Origin of the sequence: Halopenitus sp. H-Gu1 (genome assembly GCF_041821145.1) — an archaeon.
In the GTDB taxonomy this organism is placed as follows: domain Archaea; phylum Halobacteriota; class Halobacteria; order Halobacteriales; family Haloferacaceae; genus Halopenitus.
Window position 1 is genome coordinate 36,417 of sequence record NZ_JBGUBC010000007.1, and the last position, 20,585, is coordinate 57,001.

Genomic DNA, 20,585 nt, shown 5'->3' on the forward strand with positions numbered 1-20,585 from the left:
CCGCTCGCGGCACACGCAAAAAAGAGGCCGAGCGATGGCCTACTCGTCGTCCCGCCGTCCGAGCGTGACCTCGATCGCCCGGTCCATATCGATGTGGTTGATCCACGCGTGCTGGTCGCTATCGGCTGACCACGGGGCAATTGTCGGATCGTCCGACTGCCGCTTCCGCCGCGTCATCGGGCCGTCACCCCGGTCGAGGATGGTGATGTCCGTGTCGCCGACGACCGCCAGGGTCGCCTCTCCCTTGTAGGCGTTCACACGCACCCGCTCCGCGCGAATCCGGTCGCCCACCGCGAGCGTCGGCTTGTCACCTGCCGCAAACCAGACCGTGAACTTCGCCGTGTCGCCCGCTTCGTCTTGCACCAGTCCCACCTGGTACTGCGACCGGTGCTTCGGCGTCCACAGCGTGGTCACCTCCGCTTCGACCGTCGTCTCCCACTGCTCGTAGGGATCGATCGACCCGATGGGCTGCTTGACCTCGGACATCCGCTCGAGCGTCTTCTTGACGGCGATCGTCGCGTTCATCACGTCCGACCCTTCCTGAACGTGCCGGGCGATGCACTTCCCGAACGTCGCTCTGGACATCGCTGCTTCGCCTTGGAAGTGCTCGGCCAGCCGCGCCGCGCCCTTGTTCACCTGGGCGAGCGTCTCCTGGTCGAGTGACGCCCGCGGGTCAGGGCCGTCACTCACGGATGTTGTCGTAACCGGCTCGTCGTCCGCCGGATCGACACGTCTGACGCCGACCGTCTCTGCCGGCTGGCCCTCCCACGGGTCGTCGCTCTCTGAGACCGACCGCCGAATCGGCTGCCGCGTCCGCATATCTTCGCGCGACCGCACCGCCCGGTCGATACCAGCGACCTCTGCCGCGATCGCCTTCGCGCGGTTCCGCTCATCGGCCTCGAACTCCCCGCGCATTCGCTCCTCGGCCTCAAGCGTGTAGCGCTCCGGGGATACTTCCGCGAACGGCGCTTGCAGGTCGCGCCGGGGCTCCGGAACGTCCATCTCCGCGAGCGCCTGCTCCCAGTAGGCCCCGGTGGAGACGCCGCGCACCAGCTCGCCAACATCGCCCTCAACGACGTCGCCCAACTGCTGGCCTTGCGTCACCGCCTGGACGTCCGCGTAGGTGCCGCCCGCACGGCCGGCCATCTCGCGCCTGTGGGGGAGCCCCGTCTCGTCAGCCTCATCGTCCTCGTCTGACGCCTCGTGCTTGGAGGCAGCTGCCCGGTACTGCGCGTCCATCCGCGCTGAGCGTTCACGCGCGTAGTTTCCGGGGACGAGTTCCTGACCTTGGCTGTCTTCGACCGGTTCGTCGTTCGGGGTCGGGGGCCGCTTGTCGATGTCCACACCGACCACGTTATCGCCGTTCTCCAGATGGGGACTGCTGTAGAGCAGATCCATCTCGAGTTCGTCGTACTTGTCAGGCTGTCCAACCGCCGATGGGCTTTTTTGCCCTGAGTTGAAACTAGACATTGCTGTTTCACGGGGAGTGATCCCCTGTCGGGCGCGCCTTCATCGCGCCCGTCTTCTGACCGCCGACCGCCAGGTGTCTCTGACACCCTGTACCTGCCTCGGGGTAGAGAAACCCACGCGGCCACCCACCGGGCAGCCACGTGCGTCGGCTGGCCGACCCTCCCTACCGCGGGGCGGGGGACGCCTGCCGTCTGACCCTTGAGGAAACTACACCCAGAACTTGGAGCGCAGGCCCGGCGCCAGCGAGGATGCCCGCAGGTGGGCCGTCGGCGCCGCGAGCGAAGCGAGCAAGCCAGCGGCCCCGCCGAGGAGCACCGCAGCAAGCCTGGCCGGTGTGTCTTGTTGGTTCCGTCTCGGCGTAGCCGAGATGGCGACGGGGGAATCAGCGCCCAGCGGAAGGGGCCCGCGCCGCGGCTGTTGCGGCGCGGGAAGGAATCCGCAGGCGCATGATCCCCCGTCGACAGTACACGGGCAAACCGACAGAGCCTGCGCAGGCAAACCGCGCCGGGCGGTTCGGCGCGGGCACACTGCGCGGCGACTGAGGGCAAACCGTGTACCGGGACCTTCAAGACACACGCGCTCCCTCGCGATCAAACCGTCAGGTTTGTGGGAAATCTTCGCCAGAGCGTCGGTCGGAGTGGCACGCCCAGCGTGGGAGAAGGGACCCGCGCCGCCGCAGGTGGCGCGGGAAGTGATCTCCCCGCGGGTGTGCCACGGAGTCCGCGCGCGGCGAAGAAGACTGGAGGGAGGTGGGCGGTGCAGGTACGCCGTAGTGCTCGCCAGCCCGCGCCCGGAATCGCCAGCGTCCGCGGTGAGGCGCGTGGAAGCGGTGAAAGGGACCCGCGCTCCGCGCGGGTAAGGTTCGCCGATTCCGCGTGACTCACCGTGGTAAGCAAGACTCCCGAAGGGTAAATCTGTTCGATTTGCCCGAGCGCGGGTTACGAGGCAAACGGCGTATTCGTTTCGGGGAGGGTCCACCCTGCGACAGCTGGCCTATCGACTGCCGTCCACCACGCCCGGAACGCGGTGGCGACAGCGCACGCTCGGCCACCGGGCCCACGCCCTCGCGCTCCATCGACAGCCCCACAGCGTCCCGCGACAGCGCGACCCCCACGTCCTTGAGTACGGGCAACAGTCCCCTCGCGACGTCGACATCCCCGACCCCCCACGTCGAGAGCAGACCGCAGAGCGAGAGCCGCGATGCGCGGCACGTCCCCCAGGCCACTCGAGACGCACGTCCCAGACATCCCACGCGACAGCCAGCCGGCCCCAGTGTGGGCACCACCGCGACACGACCGCCACCTCTGTACGCACTCTCACACCCCCGACCCGACACGTTCGACGCGTGCTCGCTGCCCGCACCTCGAAACTACGCACCCGCCGACCACCGCGCTGCGACGACTCGCGATCCCCCCACGATACACACCGTCAATCCTCCCCTCTTCGACCACCGAGTTCTCCACAGTCTGATACACACCAGACATCCGTCCCCGACGACCGCCCAGGGGGCCAGCCTGTACCCGCTGCCAGGGTACCCGCTCGCCGGAACACACCGGTACCCCCCTTTCACACGAATCTGCCCCCTCTATACTAGTGGGAAAGGGGGTGTTCCAGTTTCTCGATAGCCGGGGATAATCGCTAGACTGCGTAGCGTTCCAGTTTCGAGAGTGCGGAGAGCCGCTCGAAGGGTGTTCTGAGCACGGAGTTGACTATAGGTCCGAAATCGCAAGACAGGGCGGCGTTCCAGTTTATCGAGATGCTGGTGTGTGGTGGTGCGTAGATGTGTCCAGGTTTCCGGCGAAAACCGCAAAACTGCACGGTGTTCCAGTTTGCAAAAGGATCCGGTCTTTGCGGGAGTGTATGCTAATGATTGGCGTTCCAGTTTACCATCCCGACGCTGTATGGTGATTTTGTGAGTCCTCAGAGGTTCGCGTTCCGATTTACCGTTCCAGTTTTGTATTACCGTGCTGTCCGGTGGTTTCTCCAAAATATGCAATTCAGTAATAGTTCCAGAGAATCAAGGATTAAGGGACACCGTCAGATGGGGTACTATCGAAAAATATCAGTTTGAGTTCATAGTATTAGACGGGAGATCGAGGCGGTAGACTGAGAGAGAAAATCAAGAGGCTACTCGCGCCACTCGAGGTGCGTATAGCACCGCGTAGGCGACCCGTCGATCCGCCGGCGTTTCCGTTCGACCGAGACGCCGAACAGCGCCGCACCCCAGATTTGGAGGAACCGTTTGAACGTCACACTCGAACCTCGGTCAGGGAGAGACTCGAATCCCCAGTCGGTGACGGTGTCGACGTATTCGTCATAGGTTTCCGAACTCGGAAGCGCTCCGTCGGGGTCGGACGTGAGCTGGTTCGCAATAAACGCCGCACCACCTGCCGACTGCTCGGGCGCTGCTTCCGTCAAGAACGACGTGTCTTCTTCTGTGGGATCAACCATCTTCACACCCAATATAACGGTTCGAGTGCTGTCTTCGTTTCCACCAGACGTTGAGACGATATTGAATCCCTCTTCGAGGGCACTGATGACGTTGCGATCGATGTCGAAGAGATCTCCGTCGATACCGGTGTCCGTGTCGAACGCATCGAAGAGGGAATCGATCGTTTCTGCGAACTCGTCCTCTGATTCTGGTGGGACGAGGTTGTGCGTGCTCGCGAATTCCTGACAACGGTCGAAGGCGATATCTACGTCCACGACGTTGTTCGGTGCAGGACGGAGGTAAGCCGCGATGAACGCGGCGGTAGCTGCTTTCCCCTCATCCTGGAGTGGTTCGGAAGTATCGTCTGTCTCTCCCTCCTCGGACTGCGTTGTGTCAGTATCATCACCGTCAAGCTCTTCGTCCTTGTTGTCAGATGGCTCGGGAGTGGATTCGCCTGGTGCCTCGTCCGTCGATGATGACGCGCCAGTGTCTTCCTCATCCACTTCAGAGTCTTGCGCTTCGTCGGTCGAGACTTCGTCTTCGTGAGTCCACTCGGGTGCCGTTCCGGGGTCAGCGGACGCCGGCTTGAGTTTGTCCGTCTGAATCGCTTCGATGAGGTCCTCGACGGGCCGAAGCGTCCCCATTTCCTCGTCGTCCGAGGTCCGATGATCGAACCAGGCGATACGTGCCTGTGCATCGTCGCCGGCGCGGGGCGGCTCGTATCGGACGAGGATGGCATATGCGGTTTCCGGGTAGTCCGGGTGCCGGAATTCGATGTCGGGTACGAATGGCTTGTTGACGCGGACCCAATCCTCACGGAACCGCTCTTCCGTCTCGTACTTGTACGTCTGTTCGCTACCCGGAGTCTCGACGATATAGCGAGCTGATTCGTTTGCACTTCTCGGGGGACATGTCGCCCGGTACGGGATGCTCGAGGGAGTGAGGTTCTGGAAGTCACCGGGAGCGATACGGAGGTGTATATCCTCGTCATCGGGATGGCCGATGTCGTCGGCGGTCGGGGCGACGAGGAGGCAGTCGTCCGAGTCGGGGTCCGGGTTGCGAACCCAGATCGACGCGCCGGCGCTCTCTGTGTCCGATCGGGGGACGACAGCGGTGACACCGCCGTCGCGGGCGCCGCCGTCGAATTCGATTGGCGTGTTCGATTGCGAGTAGAACCGGCGACCCGACCACTGAGTGTTCATCGGATCACGGAGGATGTTCGATAATGCGGTGGCAGGTCCAAGGTCGGGGGCCCCCGCGTCTTCGTCCCACGGCGTTTCGGCGACGAAGATGGGGAGGCGACATTCGCCACTCTTCGTAGTAGTGTTAAGCGCCTTCTTGAGGTTACGGAGTTTCTTCGTGGGGTGTCGACGTGGGTCGGTCTCCTCTTCGACTGTGCATGAGATGATGTCGTCAGCGAAGCACTCCGTAGGCTCGCTGGCGAAGACTGTGAGGACGGCGTCCGGGATGTCCCCGGTGTCTTGGTCGATGATCCGGCCACTGACTCGGGTGGGGACTGCGTCTTCGAGTGCCGTCATAGCGTCTCGAAGGCCGGTATCGTGAGTATCGGTCCCAGCGGTTGCGACCCAGCCAGTCGAAAAGACGTTTTCGAGAAGGAGACGAGCACCCTCGGGAGTCAACCGAATGGCGTAGCCCTCGTCGCCGGGGACGTCGTCACGGTGCTTCGCGAGTTCGATCTCGAAGATACCGTCTGTTTCCGGGATGGGAGTGTCGCCAGCGACGCCCCGATGGGTCATAATGGTGCCTAACGCCTCGATCTCATCGGCGCACGCCTTGAGCGAGGGGAGGGCATCGCGGCGACGATTACGTTCTCCCTCGTTGAGGCCCTCTGTGGCGAGGACTTTCTCGACTTCGAGGCGAAGCCGGCGGTACATCTCGTCAAGGCGCACCCAGCGGTACGTTCCGGATCGTGGTTCCTCCCCATCGAACGGGTCGATCCCAACAGAATTGCTCTCACTGGTCCGGCGGCGTTCGATCGCCGCGGACACACTCTCGTTATCCACAGTGGCGCTTTGCTGTTCGGGAGACGATTTGTCTGCTGGCGCAGTTTCGGACTCCGTGTCGAGACGATCACGAACCGCAGTCGGTGGCCAGTTCCCGGTATCCCGTGCGAAATCGATGAGTTCCTGAATCCGGGCCACTTCATCCTCGGTGAGGATACCTTGGTTAAGGAGAGTCGCGACGCGGCTGTTGAGCGCACGAGCCTGGATGGATTCCTCGTCTTTCCGGTACGTCGGGAGGTCGGTGTGAATCGCCCATTCCTCTGGGGAAAGCGACTTCCCCTTCTCGAGGAGGTTGGTAAGCTCCTCCCACTCGTCAGTCGTCATACTTCCCTTCAGGACGTGATGAAGACTGGACGCAGGCCCTGATCTCTCAGCGGCCGAGTGAGGAGTCTGGCGCTCGGTATTGGATTGGGTGAGCTCGGTCTTCGCCTCATCCCACTGGTCGCGAGCCCACCCACCTGAGTCGAACAGCGTATCTGGCTGCTCGCTCGTAGTGGATGGAGAATCGTTCTCGCGACTGGTAGATACCGATTCAGCTGTGTATTCATCGGGTCCTGCATCATCCGACAGGACATCTATCGCGCTGACTTCCTCAGCCGGGGAGTCCTCTATCGTCGAATCATTATTTGGTTCAACTGGGTCTTCGAGGTCAGGGAGCTTGCTGTCGGTGTTGGAGACGCTGTGCAGAGTTTCTTCACCGGGCCCGTTGGGTGGGTCACGAGCGACTATCCAAGTCGCCCACGCGAGGACAACCGGGAGGAGTGGGTCGTCTATTGTGAGATGGTGGGCGAGTTCGGGGATGTTGAGAATCGCCCGGTTACGGACAGCCGATTCTGACTCGTCGTCGGGGATTCCGTACTCTTCGTTCGTCTGGTCGATGACGTCGGCGCGAACCTCTCGGAAGGCCTCCTCGAAATCTTCGCGAGAATCGTAGCCTTCGGGGGGTTCCTCGGCATCCTGATGCCAGTTCGGAAGTGGAATGCGGGCGATTTCGATGGTCTGAGACCGTGTTCCTTCGGAAGGTGTCGGATACTGGACGAGCCGGTGGTCGACGGGGAGATCGCGGACATGATCCATGAAGTCCTCGACCTCGAGGTCGGCCGGGCAAAGCGCCTTTGCCTGCTGACGCGTGATTTCACCGGCACGCACGACGGTCGTCTGAATATTACCGATGATCTCGGCGTACGTCGGGTCGTCGCCAACACTGTTGTCGGTGTCGGCGTCGAAGAGCTGGTCGGGCGTCTGGACAGCGAGTGAGAGGGAGACAGAGTGGTTGCGGGCGACGGCGATCATCTTCGCAAGGTCATCCGGTTCGACGAGACGGCCGGCCTCGTCAATGAAGACGCTGACGTAGTAATCGTCCGCGGTCGCCTCCTCTTTGAGGAAGGACTTGTAGAGTTCGAACTCGTACTGCATCAGAAGCTCGTGTGTGAGGACAAAGTCACGCTGGGCGTCCGGATCGAGATCCTCAACGTCGAAAATGAGGACGTCGTTCTGGCGATCGCCAGAAAGGAAGTCGGCGAAGGAGAACCGCCGGGTCGTGTTATTGAAGAGGGGCGCGAGACGGGCGTCCGTCGTAAGCGCGTTCAAACGGTTGGTGACACCGCCGAGGATCTGCTGGGCGGTGTGCTGTTGATTGTTGAACGGCGTCTCCATATTCCGATTGACTGCGTGCGAGCCCGGATCAGGCAGTAAATCCTTAGGATTGATCGGAATATCCGGATCCATCAACCTCGTCAGTTCGGTGACCTGCTGGGTCTGCTCTTGGAGCTGCCAGAGGGGATAGACGTTCGGGCTGGCGTCGTACCCCCAGCGGAACGGCATCACGGTGGGCTGTCGAGATCTTGAATCGTCCTCGTTTTCATCGTTGGAGCGATTTCCGCCGCTCACGAGGTCGTCGGCAGTTGGGAGCGTGTTATTGCTGGTATCACCGCCTTTCCGCTTGTACGCAGGCGTGCCATCGACGCCTGTCGGATATGTGTGTGGTGAAAAGCCAGCCGTCCCGAGGGCCCGAAGGACATCACGAGACACGCGGGCGTTCTGGAAGTCGCTCTCACCCATCAGAAGTTCGGCTATCTTCCGGACAGTCTGCATAACCTGTGAGCCGTGTGTCTCCCAGCTGGTGTCCTTGGAAGCGATATCAGGGTGCTGGGGAGAGGTGTCGTCGGTCGCGACGCTCTCTGCAGCCTGGGGGTTGCCGTGGGCGTCGTCAGCCTGTTGGGCGGGTCGTGTGTCGAAGACCGTTAGTCCGGGGAGAACCTCAGGCATATCGAACCAGTGGACGTGCTCGCGCACCCAGTCTCCGCCGAATTCATCCAAGAGACCGCGCACAGCAAGTTCACCGACGTTTGCGCCGGGGCCGGCGTAGATGATAATGGGGCCGTTCGTGGCCTTCCGACGCTCGACGATCTCGTGAGCTTGGTCGACAGACTTCCCGGAGCCGGGGAGCCCTTGGTGGAGGATCGACCGGTCCATATAGTCCGTGCGATGTTTGACGGGACGAGTGAGGTCGCTAGCGTGGAGACGATCGAACGCATAGCCGAGCGTGGCCCCGTCAATGTCCGTACCGATGATTTCGTTGTCCTCGGCAGGAGAGAGTTCAGAGAGTGGGGCTGTGTGGGAGAGTTGGCGTTCCATATGGGCTGCGAGGTCGTCCGAGACGGCGCTGGTGCTCGGGAGTGCCGTGAACGATGGGAGTTCGTCGGCGGCGGCGAGGACGATCGGCCAGCGGCGACGGAGCGAGTAGTGTAGACCGAATTTGGGTGCCCTGCCGGCATACTCCTGAGCGCGGTGGAAGCGGTACGAGTCACGGAGCCGTCCGAGCGTATGTCTCCGCCATCCAAACTGCCGTGCCCACTTTGCGAGGCGGCTGTTCTCTGGTGGTTCAGTGAGCTTGTTGAACTCGCCGTCAGCAGCAGTCGCCCACGTTTTTGCGAGCCGCCAGGCGTCGTCGCGAGCCGTAGTTCGCTGGCCGGCTGCGGCTTTAGCGAGCGTCTCGGGAGTCACTCGGAGAGTGTCACCTCGACTCGCTAAGGTCTCGATGTGGGTGTCGGAACCAGATAGATCGGCAGTACTTTCTATCTCGTTGAGATCGGGCTGTTCTTCGGTGAAGACGCCCCCGTCACTCGCCGTATTTGTCGAGGCAGAGGTGGAGTCCTCGTCTGAATGGAAGAGGGGGGAGGGGACGGGGTGGGCCTCTGAGGAGGGTTCAACTGACCCTCCAGCAGTCCCTTCGAGGGCGTCGTTCAAGAAGGGTGTGGGTTGGGTGAAGACATCCACCGTGACTTTGAAACTCCGAGTCACACCCTTGTTCTGGAGTTCTTCGTTCCGTGTCCCTTCCGCGCTCGCGACTTCCCCACGGACCCGACTACTCTCTCGTTCTCGAGCAGCAGCCCGGTCTTCCTCGGTGGTATTCTCTCCCGAGCTTGGTGTCGCACGGCTACGCCCACGGCGGTTCGTTCGTTTGTCGAACTGGGTGCTTTCCTCACCCTCGATGACGTCGAGTTTCTGCCGAATGATGTCGCTGAGGTCGCCTGCGGATGTAATCCGGGCACGGAGTAGTGCAGGTTCGTCGGTCTCGAGGAGTGCATCGAGAGCGGCTTCCATCGGAGGGGCTTCTTCGGCAGCGGTTTCGTCGAAGACGTTGAGTCGCTGGAGGAAGTCCCAACGGCGGGTTCCTCGGGAACCGAGTGGATAGCTCACGGGCGCTTCCGGGCAAACCGCAGTGAACTGATCCTCAAGATGCTCTCGGAAGTACCGTTGAGGAATCGCCTCGGCTGCAGCTGCGCGTTCGCTCGGTGTGGGCGTGTCCTCGTCGAGAGTCCGCCCACCGTCTGTCGCGGCGTCCGATGATTGCGCGTTACTCCAAGGGAACGTCGCCGATGGGGGCGCATCATTCCCGAGAAGATGCTTGCACCGCCGGTACGGCCGGGCACGCAGGAGTCGCTGGAGCGTCGTCGCGACGGGCGTGACGTCGTAGTCGGGACCACCGAAGGCTTGTCGTACCCAGTTGTGCTTCGTCCGGTCGAGCGTGCTCGTCTGGCCGTCCTCGATGAAGTGGATTAGAACCTCGATTGCGAGTCGGTTGCCATCGCCTTCAGTAGTTTGAAGCTCGCTTTCTTCTCCTCCGATCTCGGGGTCGTGAGGTGCCGATCGGATGATGACTTCCAGCCCGTCAGTGAGATTGGGTAGACCTTCGATCTGTTTGGTGATTGTCTCCGGTGAGGCCGGCTGATCGGAGGCCGTAATGCGGTACCAGAGGTCGTCTCCTGGTCGCGGTGGTTCATCCTCATCGAGTTCGTACACGGCTGGTGCATCAAGAGGATCGAGGAGGTGCTTGCTCTTCGCATACGTTGTCTCCGAGACGGCGGCATCGGCTGCCCTACTGGCGCGTGCGTGAGCGGGTGGTGCGATATACGACCACGTGCTGGAGTCTTCGTCGGTGACGTAGGCTGTGACCGTACGGTCGACACGGTGAAACCCTTCGCGGATTGCCCAGCCAGTCATCGCTGCGAGCGCGTGAGCATAGACGTTGAGGGTGCGACGGAATCGGAAGAATTTGATTTGTATTCGTCGAATCGTTCCGATGCCAATAGTATCGGCCAACCAAACGACCGCGCGGACGAATCGAGACCAGACCGCAAGCATCGCCGTCCACGTCCGCCGCATCCGACGGGCGACTCCGAGAAGGAGGAACACGACGAGAGACGTGAAGATGACAATCCCTGCGATAATGGGATTCTTGAAGCTCCAAATGAGGAGCCCACCGATGAACTCCTGCACTCCACTCATCCATCCACGAAATTGATTTGCGGCGTCGACGATCCCACTAAGATACGGAGCATACCAAGCGGGGCTTGAACTCGGCTTGGCCGTAGCCTCCGAGTCTCCTCCGTTTGAGCCGCCTCCTGCGGTTGTGTTGGTTGTGGTGGTCGTGGATGATTCTGAGTCCGGCCGCCAGCCCTGATCCCACTGAACGGCGTAGTAGTTGAGGAGGGCCATCCGGAGTTCGTTCACCGTTGCGTTATGAGTTGCCGCGAATCGGACGGCTCGAGCATCCTCCGGAAACACGGAGAGAGATTGAGTGGTCTCGTACTCGTGAACTGTTTCGTTCGTGAGTGGATAGAGCTTGAGCTTCGGGGTTTGCTCAATCTGTTCCTCTGACGGCATCCACCAGTCAGGGTATTGCTCCGTACGATAGTATCGGAAGAGCCAATCCTCGATGGTTTCAGCCGACTCTCCGTTCTTCGCAGCTTCCCGGGCCTGTGTTGCGTCTTCTGGGAAGATCGAGAGATCCTGATTCTGCTGGTAGAGATGAACTTGGATACACGCGTAGTGTTCCGTCCATCCGTACGAGTTATCGTTCTGAGTTTGGCACGGCGAGGTTGCATTCGTGGATTGCAGCGAAGTGGAAGAGAGGTTCTGGCTCTCTGTGGTACTCGTGGAGTCAGCGGAGTGTGCTGCGAGAGCTGGGCCAGTGGCCGCCGTAAGTAGGATACCGATGACGATCAGTGTCAACAGAACACTGTAGAGAGGACGGCGATTCCTCGGGCGGCCTGAGCGAGTGGATCGAGACGTCTGGGTCGGCTCTTCCGACCGCGACGAATGCGAAGTACGATCTGTCCTTACATCGGGCGGCGACTGGGTATGGTCATCGGTGAGCGGGGCCGGCGAGAGCCAAGCTCGAGTGAAGGCTGGGAGCGTCGGCATAGCCAGTAGTGGCCTCTACAGATATTTCATCTGCTCAGCGTAAAATACTATTCGGGAGTTTTGGGCCGATCGATTGCTCGCTCAGTCGAGGCGCTGGTGTCTCCTAAGCAATCGTTTTCATAACCAGTTGTGGGTCAAGGGACTGGAGCCCCCGGACAATTTTTGGGTTCAGATAGCATGATCTACGGTAAAAGATGACCCCGAATAGCGACTCAAGCCCCTGTCCACGGTGGCGACGAGTCCTATCCGAGGCTCGTTCGTCGCTTGCGTGGCTACCTTCGCCGGTCGATACGTTGGTCTGGTGGGGGTTGGGTGTATTTTTTATTGCCCCTATAGTGGCGGGCTTCAGTTATGTTCTGATCAGATTCGTGTTTGGGGTTACATCGGCGACGGCGCTGCTCTTCGTCGGGGTGACGGTCCCGATGCTTATCGCAGTGGGACTTGGCTGGCAGATCGGTGCTGCGGTAAACCGTTACGATGAGTATAGGTTGAACCGCGAAGAGGCATCGACGTCGACGGAATCATCGGAAAACACGGATCAAACCGCCTCGGAAGAATATGAAGTGTTCGAAGGCTTTCAGTGGATCTCTTGGCTTCCAGATCACCTGAACAACTTCTTCGTGCTGTTCTTAGGGGGGTCTATCGTCAGTGGCGGATTCATCACTCTGGTCTGGGTGATCTTTGTTAGACTAACGCCAGAATACCCGATGCCCTCACCGAATATCGTCGTCAAAGGACTCTTTCCGATGCTCATCCTTGCGAGCTATTTCGGGTGTTTGGCGGTGACAGGTGCGCCGTTCATCTCGATGTTTTGGAGAGAGACGACAAATCATCTTGAGACGCCGGAGGCGCGCCACGATCACGCTCTCCGGGTTGCGTTGGTCGTTGGTGCATTCGTATTCGGTTAAGACGTGAAACCAGCATACAGCGCTGCATTCACCTCCTCTAAGAGAGTCAGCCGTGATGGAGACGGTTGCCTCGCTTCCTGATACCACGTATCCGGGAGATTCGGTTCATAGCTGAACGAAACGACGATCTCCGAGAGGACTTGCTGGGCGTACGACCGGAAGGTCGTCGCCCAGCGTTCCGTCGGAAACACGCAGTTGTCTCCCTGGTCGTGAGCGTGATCGACGAAGAGCCGAAGAATGGCTCTGCTGACCACCAGCGTCAGCAGAGCCGCCGTCACCTGAATCCGGACGATGTGTTCCTTCTCCGTCTGGAAGCGACCAAGACCGTACTGCGACTTCAACTCACGGAACAACAGTTCAACGACCCACCGAGCACGGTACAGCGTCGCCACGTCCTCTGGAGTGAACTCACCGCTTGGCAAGTTAGTGATGTACAATCGATAGCCGTCGTCGGCGTCCGCGCTCCGGACGCCGACGACTCGGAACCGCTTGGTGTCCCACGACCGCTTGCCCTTGTATGCTCGCCGCTGGAACCGGACGTCGACCTCAACATCGATGTGTTCCCTGCACAGATCGCCAACAACATCGAAGACCCGCTTGCCTTCGAGCGGAATGGCGCGACCGCGCCATTCCCGCAGTTCTCGAACGATCACCGGATTCGCACTCCGCTTCAGCCTGCTGACGAAGAACCCGTCGTTCTCGTCGATCAATGCAAACCGATGATACTTGAAGAAGCCGAGATCCAGCAAGAACAACCGTCCACGTAGCCACGATCCGGTCTTGAAGAGGGTACTCTCGTGGGTGCGCTCGTCGGTGATCGCGCGGGCGATCACCGACTGCGCAGTAACGCTGTGGACGAGATAGAGCTTGATCCCAGAGACATCTGGATGGGTCGCAGGGAACGCTGAAAGGAACCGATGCAACCGTACCACCGTGGCGTCAGCGACGACCACGTCGCGGAACTGCTCGAACGCTGGAGCGACGGTATGAGGGACAGCGACCTCCTCGACGGCGTAGTCGAGGAGGTCGCGGAGAAGCAATTCCAGTTGCGTGGTGAATCGGTCGTAGAAACTGGAGGCGAAGAGCTTCTGACCGGTCGCGCCGTTGTACGTCCGGCGATAGCCAGCGATTGAGCGGGCTTCGCCGCCGACGGCGAAGCCCACAATCACCGTCCAGACCAAGACGCGGACATCGAGTTTGCGCTTTCTCACGACGACATCGCGCTCACGCGCGAGGTCGTCGATCATGCCCGACGGAAACAGCGAAGTCAACAGCGACGTAATTGCGTCTGGGGAGAGTCTCATTCAACCTCCCCTTCGTACTACGAGTTCAGGTAGCCGTCGGCTTGCGATTTAGCCCCTTAACCGAATACGAATGGTCGTTGGTGGACTCTTTATACTAGTTGTAGCACCGTGGACGGCGCTGCCGATTCCACCTGAGCTCAGAATGCCGGTGACCTGGGCGCTCGCGTTCACCCACCTGTTCTTCGCAATCACGCTCTTGCCGTTTCTGAATATGGCGCGGCCGCTCACACCTGAAGAATACGCAGCGATCGTACCAGAGGAGATCGATGCTGACCCTCAAACGTCGATTTGGGTTGCCACGGTGGGGCTTCGGTCGACGGTGATGGCGGCGGGTGTCTGGCCCTTTCGCCGGGTCTTCGTTGGCGAGAACCTCCTCGAAGATGACAGTATTTCGCCAGAATCACTCCGCGCAATCCTCCACCACGAGCACGGGCATCACGTTCTTGGACATCTTCGCCTCGCTGCTGGGGCCGGATTGATTTTCTTCGGTGGTGTCGGTGGGATACTCGCGGTTGTTTCGCCATCGATGCAGACATTCGGTGTGGTGATGGGCATTCTCGCGTTCGGGTTCCGGTTCGGCCTCGTACGGTGGGTTCGCCGAGCTGAGTTGGCTGCCGACGAATACGAACGACAACGGGTGGGAAGTGAGACCGCGATAACCGCATTGCAGTCGGTTGCCGATCTCCGAGCGAGGGAGAGTTCGAAAAAGACGGAGACGTCGTCCCTTCCGTGGGGGGCTCCGTTTGTTATCGAGTGGTTCCTTCGAGTTCACCCCTCAGTCGAGGATAGGATTGCGGTGCTCCGAGAGCGACAGGGGGGTAGCAGCTCGCGTTAGCAAGAGCGTGGTCAAGGTTGTAGTTACTGATGACGCCGAGAAGGTGGGGACGGCAAGGCGGTAGTCTGCCAGCGCCAGTGATCCACTCAACGCCGTTACGTGGTGGGCGCACAAGTGCCGCCGGTCGCCCACTGGATGAGGTTAGCGATAGCGCCCCAAAGGAGGATGACGCCGGCGATCGCGACCGCGCCAACCATCAGCCGGAGGCCCCGCTTTTTCCAAGACTGGTTCCAGCCGTAGAAGTAGAGGATACCTCCGAGGACGAATCCTCCAGGGACGAGCGTCCATCCAAGGAGGAAGATGAAGTCGTTGATGTTATGGATGGACTGGATGACTTCATTTGAGCTAACCTCAGTCCCATCTGGACAGTCTGCCTGCAAGATCACACTCATCTGCCGAGTCCAAATCGGCGCGGCCTGAGCCATCAGGTCGGCTTTTATCGTCGCGAACTGTGCGCGGGCAGCCGTGAGGAGTCCAAGCCCGCGTAGGCCACCAGGGAGGGCATCCGCGATGGCAAAAGCTACGAGCTGGACACCGAGGAGTACGCTGGTCATATCTGTCTCCCGGTTAGTTTGAACCATGCTAGTCTAACACTTAACTCCACCGGGGGGTACAGTCGAAAACCCGTTCTCTCCGACTCTGTTGATGGACTATAGGGGAAGTGTGAGATGACGAGAGGCAAGGTAGACGGAGCGAGAAGAGAATGGAAGGGTATTATTCGGAGTTAGTGTCGTCAGCAGTGTCCCCAGAGGAGGGTGAGCCCCCACTTCCGTCTGTGATGGGGTCAGTTGGTGGCTCACTCGTTTCGCTGGGTGTCGTACTGGAGTCAGTAGTTTCCTTCTCAGCACCTTCTTCCCCCAAACCACCGGCAGTCTCGGTGCTCTCCTCTGGTTGGGTGGTAGTCTGTTCACTGCGAGCGGTGGCAGCCTGCTGGCGACGCTGTTCAACCAACTGAGCGGTTGCGGCGGCCGTCTCAGGTTCAGTAAGGAGATCAACCGTGAGCTCGCTCGCGTGGATTTCGAGATGTCGACGCGCGATTCCGGTGACGCTCAGGAGACATTCACTGAACTCGGATTCCTGCCCACGTGCAAAGCTCTGGATGGCCTCGACATCAGCTGGGGAGAGGTCGTAGTAGTCGATTACCTCGTCTGAAATTGATTCCTGGTAAAACAGCTGCTTGATGTCGCACTGGTCGTAGATCGCGCGTGGTGAGTGGACATCGTCAGTCTCCTGCATGAATTCTTCTGCAGTCTGGGAGATGAGCGTCAAGCCAGCGTTGAAGTGTCGGGAATGGCGGGTGAACAGGCCGATGAGCGAGCGGGCAGATTTCTGACTGAGCAGGTAGTGAACCTCCTCGAAGATGACCTCCATCCGGCGGGAGTTCTCGCGAGCCCGCTGGTAGCTCCAATCAAGCATAACGTGCTGGAGGAGAGGGGCTTGATTGGTATCCTGGAAGGCACTCATATCGAAGACGATGAGCCGCTCGTCCTCGAGGTCGACGGTCGTCTTCCCAGAGAGGTTCGCAGCGACGCCACCTGGCTGGAAGGCTTCGAGCGAGCGGAGGAGGCTGTTGGCTTCGGACTTGAGGTTGCTATCGTCCTTCGACTGAAGTCGGGAGGTGACTTCGTCAACGCGTTCATCGAGCTCGTCGCGTTCCTCACGGTGAAGTTCGGTAGCATCTCCCTGGTAGCTGACGAATTCAAGTGGATCCTCACCATCAGCAAGAGCCTTGAGGATGTCGAGGACGTCTTCCATAGTGGGGTTTTCGCGTTCGTGAGTGCGGGGTTCGGAAGTGATACCGTACATAAGGTATGCGAGGTGGAAGACCTGCTGAATGAGGCCAGCACGTTCGGCGCTCAGGCTGTCACCGCTCTGATCGTAGAACGTCCGCACCATCCCCGTCAAGGAACGGAGTTTGTCCTTGTAGGGGTCTTCAGCCTCACCCGTACCGCGGTGGATTTCGAGCGGGTTGATGGTGACGTCGCCACCGAAGGTGACGACATCGCCACCGAGGGTCTCGAAGAAGTCGACAAAGTCGTCACCGGTGGGGTCGAATGCGATAGCGGTGAATTCAGGGTCGATGAGGAGACGGCGCCAGAGAGAAAGTTTTGCGGCGAACGTCTTTCCGGACCCGATCTTCCCGGTGATGACTTTAGAGAAGCCGGAGAGGCTGTATCGGTCGACGATGACAGGGTTTCCGGTCTCATCGAAGCCATAGAGGACACCGTCCTCGTGAGCGATGGCGGGCTCGACGAAGCCGAAGAGGGTGGCCGCCGCGTCGTGTTCCATAAGGTCCGTGTTCTGGATGGGGTCGGAGACGACAGGTGCGATCGCGTCTTGAGATTCAAGTTGGCGAAATTCAAGGGGAACGAGTTCGACGTCGCGGTCAGCCACGAGTTGCTGGACCTTCCGAGCGGTCTCTTCGAGTTCATCGCGGGTACTGCCAGCGACTTCGATGTAGATACCGATGTCGTAGAGTCGAGTCGTCCCTTCGGTGAGGCGACGAAGGAGACGATCGAGTTCTTCTCGGCGGTTGAGGTCTTCGTGATAGTCTGTCGCGCCCTTTTCCTCCTTCCGAGAGAGGGCGATCTGGAGTTCGGTGAGACGGTCCTGGAGGGCACCGCGGATCGTTGTAGGATCGCGGGGAGAGTGATGGTAGCTGACGCGGACGTCAAGATTGGTCGTGGTGAGGTTGATAAGCCAGCCACCGAAGACACTCTCGGGAGCACTTGCGGGAGTGAGGATACGGACGAATTCGCCGTTCCGGTAGAGAGTGGTTGGATCTTCGGGGACGATACTTGGTGGGGCGACACTCGCTTGGTCGATCTGGGCTTGGCTGTCGGCGTCTTGGATGAGTCCAAGGCGGAATTCGTCGGGGTCGGCGGCCTCGAAGTCGATGAGGCGGGCAACCTGTTCACGGATGTTTGCCCGACTCGTCTCCCGGCCTTCCTGTTCGAGGATGCTGACGGCGCGGTCGAAGGTTTCGTCGTCGATTTCCTCGAGGTTGACGTTGGCTGGATCTGTTCGGGCGGAGGTACCGGCACCAGGGATAGATCCAAAACTACCGAGAAGCCGAGAGAGAAGACGATTCAGAACGCCGCTGTTGGCCTCCGTCTCAGGTGCGCCTTTCATTGCGTTTGTAGATGGATGTTGAGCCGAACCAACAAATCGACGTGACGCAAGAATACCGAGACCGAGGAGGAGGGCGACGCCGACAGCGACGCCGACAAGAATGAATGGTGACGGAGCGTTCGGGCCGCCTTGGATCGCTCGCTGGATCGTCTGAATGATCTGTTGCACTTGCCCGGTAGCAGATGCTATTCCGAGTACCCAGGCTACTGGGACGCTACTCATGCTATCGTGGGATACGTAGTGCCTCGGTAAATGGTTTCGCCCGTTGATAGCTTTCCGCAAAGAAGGCGTTTCGACAAGTGGGTTGAGGGAGGGCAGCGAGTTACCCCACAAACTACAGAGATAATTCACTCGTGGGGTAACGCTGGCAGTGGTCCTACCTCAAGTGCCGCAGGAACAGTCGAGAAGATGGAAGTAGAGATGCTGGGATGGTCGGGAATCACTACGGCCGGCGAGGTGGGAGAACTTCCGCGTAGGATTTGGGAGAATACTCGTCGAGTGGTGAGTCGGCGTGGTTGTAGTAGCGGTAGAGGACGTCCAGAACGTCTGCCCGGTCGTCCATCACTTCGGTCTGAACACCGGTCCTGGGGAGTGCTTCGGCAAACTCGTGTTGCCGACTTCTAACTTCAGAAATACACTGTCGTTCGATGACGTCGTCGTCGGTATTCGAGCCGATCCGAGAACGAACTGAGGAGGTGACAGAATTGACACAGCCGACAATTCGCTGGAAGAGAGATCCCGAAACAACGTCTGTAGAGTGGCCATAAGACTGTTCTCGGACGTGCGAGCTTTCGACCCTAACGGCGATGTAGAAATCACGGACTTTGACTCGCCGGGTACCGACCGACTCGTTGAGCCAGTCGATGTACGTCGACCGACCAAGCTGCATAATGTCTGGCGGATCCTCAGCCTCGTAGGCTGCACGTTCGATCTCCTCGAAGTGCGTCGTCAGGTCAAATTCACGAGGAAGGGCGAGCACTTGGAAGGGGTAAGAGATTCCACGGAGAACATCAGCGTACGCGTTGATCGTAGACTGGCGTCCTTCATCGTCGAGGGAAAGCCAACTCGTCGGGGTGATGTGAACAAGGCCGACGTACGCGGGTTCCGCATTGTCGCTCTCGGTGACTATAATACCGTCTTCGCGAACGTACTCGAAAGCTAGTTGCGCCTGCGTTGTTGTTTCCTCCTGCGTGAGCTGGTGGTAGTACTGGCTCGGGTCGCGCTGTGGGCGTTCGCGAGAGTGCATCTGCCCGCCGTCAGTGACGATTTGCTGACCGCTGTTATCATCTGAGGCGGACTGCTGGGGGGCACTCGAGGACGAGGATTCTGGGTCCGGATCACTGTTGTCGTCCGAGGGGTCGGAATCCTTAGAATGGAGGGTGCAGATGTCGTCAAGGTGCTGTCCAGAAACGAGACCGCGTTCGACGGGTTGCCAGAGATAGCGATCCGGGCCCACGATGTGTTTTGCAGCCCCGAAGAGCCACTCGCGAGGGGTCTGACCGGCAGGTGTTCGCCAGAGAACGTACAAGCCGACGAGGAGACCGAGAATCCCGCTTCCGATAGTAAGTAGCCCACTGAACGAGGGCTCGAAGACGTTGTTGATACCGGACGCAAGGATGATACCAGCGAGTGGGATTACGCCGACTTCGAGATCGCTGACGCTGAGTCCGAAGAAGAGGCGATGCTCGAGTAACTGGCCGGCTACTGGATACCGTTTCATGGGACGTCTTGTGTGAATACGTGTCGTGAATGCCTAAAAATTCTCTCCCCAATAGAGATTGAAGAGTACTTAGAAGACGACGTCAATGCGGCGCGTCCTGCGAAAGTCTTAATGACACACGGTGACAAGTAGTGACAACGATGCCAATCCACGTCCGTGAACTAACAAACGACGAACCGTTCCCCGTGAAACCAGAGACGAATGAGTACGAAGCGCTCCGCTTCTTGCTCTCTCACCGTGAGTACGGTTTCACGCCAAGCGAAATCGCAGACCAGACCGATATCAGTAAATCAAGCGCATCGAAGACGATGACGCGGCTCTTCGAGAAGGGGCTCGTCGAACGGTCACAAGGTGCCTACTACGTCGACCCAGACCGAGCCGAGAAGCTGAAGCAGCGGCTCGAATCTCTCGACTCAGTCGTTCAGCTCTTCGAGTCTGCACCTACCGATGACGCCTACGCTGAAGAAGGATGGGAAGAAAAAGTTCCAAGCATTGACCCGAACGGGAGGTCAGGAACTGACGAAACGCACGAACCAACTGCCGAAGACGAAGCAGGAGAGATCATCGCAGAGCTTGAAGAGGATGCCGTAGAGGAGTAATCGATGGGCTATCAACACGGACACGTTGTATCTATTTCAGATCCATACGAGAGGCGGCCATCTCGTCCAGTCGTTATCATCTCCGACGAAGACTGTCCTGACCACGGTGAGCTCTATTCGGTCGCAGCAATGACCGGAAGCGAACAATACGGACAGAATCGCTACGCCGTCACCGTTGAACAAGAGGAACCTGAAGTCGGGAAGTTATTGAAACGCTCCTATGTAGAACCGTGGGCGACCAAACAAGTCGACCATAGCGATATCCGCGATGTCCACGCCAGATTCGGTGAAGATACTATGAGACGGCTCGCAAAAGCATTCGCAGCAATGGTTCTCAAGAGGTAGGACAGCCTAGTTCCGATACAGGATATCACCCCATACGCCACATCTCTGACGCGCCGACTGCTCAGTAGCTCCCTTCCGATCGCGGCTACGATGAAGTTGTTACGCTCG

At 59.6% G+C, this 20,585-nt stretch carries 10 protein-coding genes; 4 read left to right on the forward strand and 6 right to left on the reverse strand.

What is annotated here, in order from left to right:
- Positions 1–39 precede the first annotated feature (39 nt).
- Positions 40–1,470 carry a hypothetical protein gene (locus ACERIT_RS07040; RefSeq protein WP_373674136.1) on the reverse strand — a complete coding sequence of 477 codons (1,431 nt, stop codon included), beginning with the start codon at positions 1,468–1,470 and terminating at the stop codon, positions 40–42.
- Positions 1,471–3,597: 2,127 nt separating this feature from the next.
- Positions 3,598–10,716: a hypothetical protein gene (locus ACERIT_RS07045; RefSeq protein WP_373674137.1), complete on the reverse strand. Its 7,119-nt coding sequence runs from the start codon at positions 10,714–10,716 to the stop codon at positions 3,598–3,600.
- 1,211 nt (positions 10,717–11,927) lie between these two features.
- Here ACERIT_RS07045 and ACERIT_RS07050 point away from each other — a divergent pair.
- Positions 11,928–12,542 carry a hypothetical protein gene (locus ACERIT_RS07050; protein ID WP_373674138.1) on the forward strand — a complete coding sequence of 205 codons (615 nt, stop codon included), beginning with the start codon at positions 11,928–11,930 and terminating at the stop codon, positions 12,540–12,542.
- On the opposite strand, the gene ACERIT_RS07055 is transcribed toward ACERIT_RS07050, so the two are convergent.
- The gene (locus ACERIT_RS07055) at positions 12,539–13,846 is read right to left on the reverse strand and encodes an IS4 family transposase (RefSeq protein WP_373674139.1); all 1,308 of its coding nucleotides are present in this window, start codon (positions 13,844–13,846) and stop codon (positions 12,539–12,541) included. The genes ACERIT_RS07050 and ACERIT_RS07055 overlap by 4 nt on opposite strands.
- Positions 13,847–13,988: 142 nt before the next feature.
- Here ACERIT_RS07055 and ACERIT_RS07060 point away from each other — a divergent pair, with 142 nt between their 5' ends.
- Entirely contained in the window at positions 13,989–14,681 is a 693-nt protein-coding gene (locus tag ACERIT_RS07060; RefSeq protein WP_373674140.1) for a M48 family metallopeptidase, read from the forward strand.
- Positions 14,682–14,776: 95 nt separating this feature from the next.
- Here the strand turns inward: ACERIT_RS07060 and ACERIT_RS07065 are convergent, their stop codons facing one another.
- The 3 genes from ACERIT_RS07065 to ACERIT_RS07075 all read right to left on the reverse strand — a co-directional run bounded on the left by ACERIT_RS07065 (position 14,777) and on the right by ACERIT_RS07075 (position 19,533).
- Positions 14,777–15,235 (reverse strand): hypothetical protein, encoded by a 459-nt coding sequence (locus ACERIT_RS07065; RefSeq protein WP_123623000.1) that lies wholly within the window; start codon positions 15,233–15,235, stop codon positions 14,777–14,779.
- A gap of 160 nt (positions 15,236–15,395) precedes the next feature.
- Positions 15,396–18,035 carry a VirB4 family type IV secretion system protein gene (locus ACERIT_RS07070; protein WP_373674141.1) on the reverse strand — a complete coding sequence of 880 codons (2,640 nt, stop codon included), beginning with the start codon at positions 18,033–18,035 and terminating at the stop codon, positions 15,396–15,398.
- Between the two features lie 220 nt (positions 18,036–18,255).
- Positions 18,256–19,533 carry a hypothetical protein gene (locus tag ACERIT_RS07075; protein WP_373674142.1) on the reverse strand — a complete coding sequence of 426 codons (1,278 nt, stop codon included), beginning with the start codon at positions 19,531–19,533 and terminating at the stop codon, positions 18,256–18,258.
- Positions 19,534–19,673: 140 nt separating this feature from the next.
- On the opposite strand from ACERIT_RS07075, the gene ACERIT_RS07080 reads away from it, so the two are divergent.
- Together ACERIT_RS07080 and ACERIT_RS07085 are read left to right on the forward strand one after the other, a co-directional pair.
- Entirely contained in the window at positions 19,674–20,132 is a 459-nt protein-coding gene (locus ACERIT_RS07080; RefSeq protein WP_123538967.1) for a helix-turn-helix domain-containing protein, read from the forward strand.
- Between the two features lie 3 nt (positions 20,133–20,135).
- The gene (locus ACERIT_RS07085) at positions 20,136–20,477 is read left to right on the forward strand and encodes a type II toxin-antitoxin system PemK/MazF family toxin (RefSeq protein WP_373674143.1); all 342 of its coding nucleotides are present in this window, start codon (positions 20,136–20,138) and stop codon (positions 20,475–20,477) included.
- Positions 20,478–20,585: the final 108 nt, after the last annotated feature.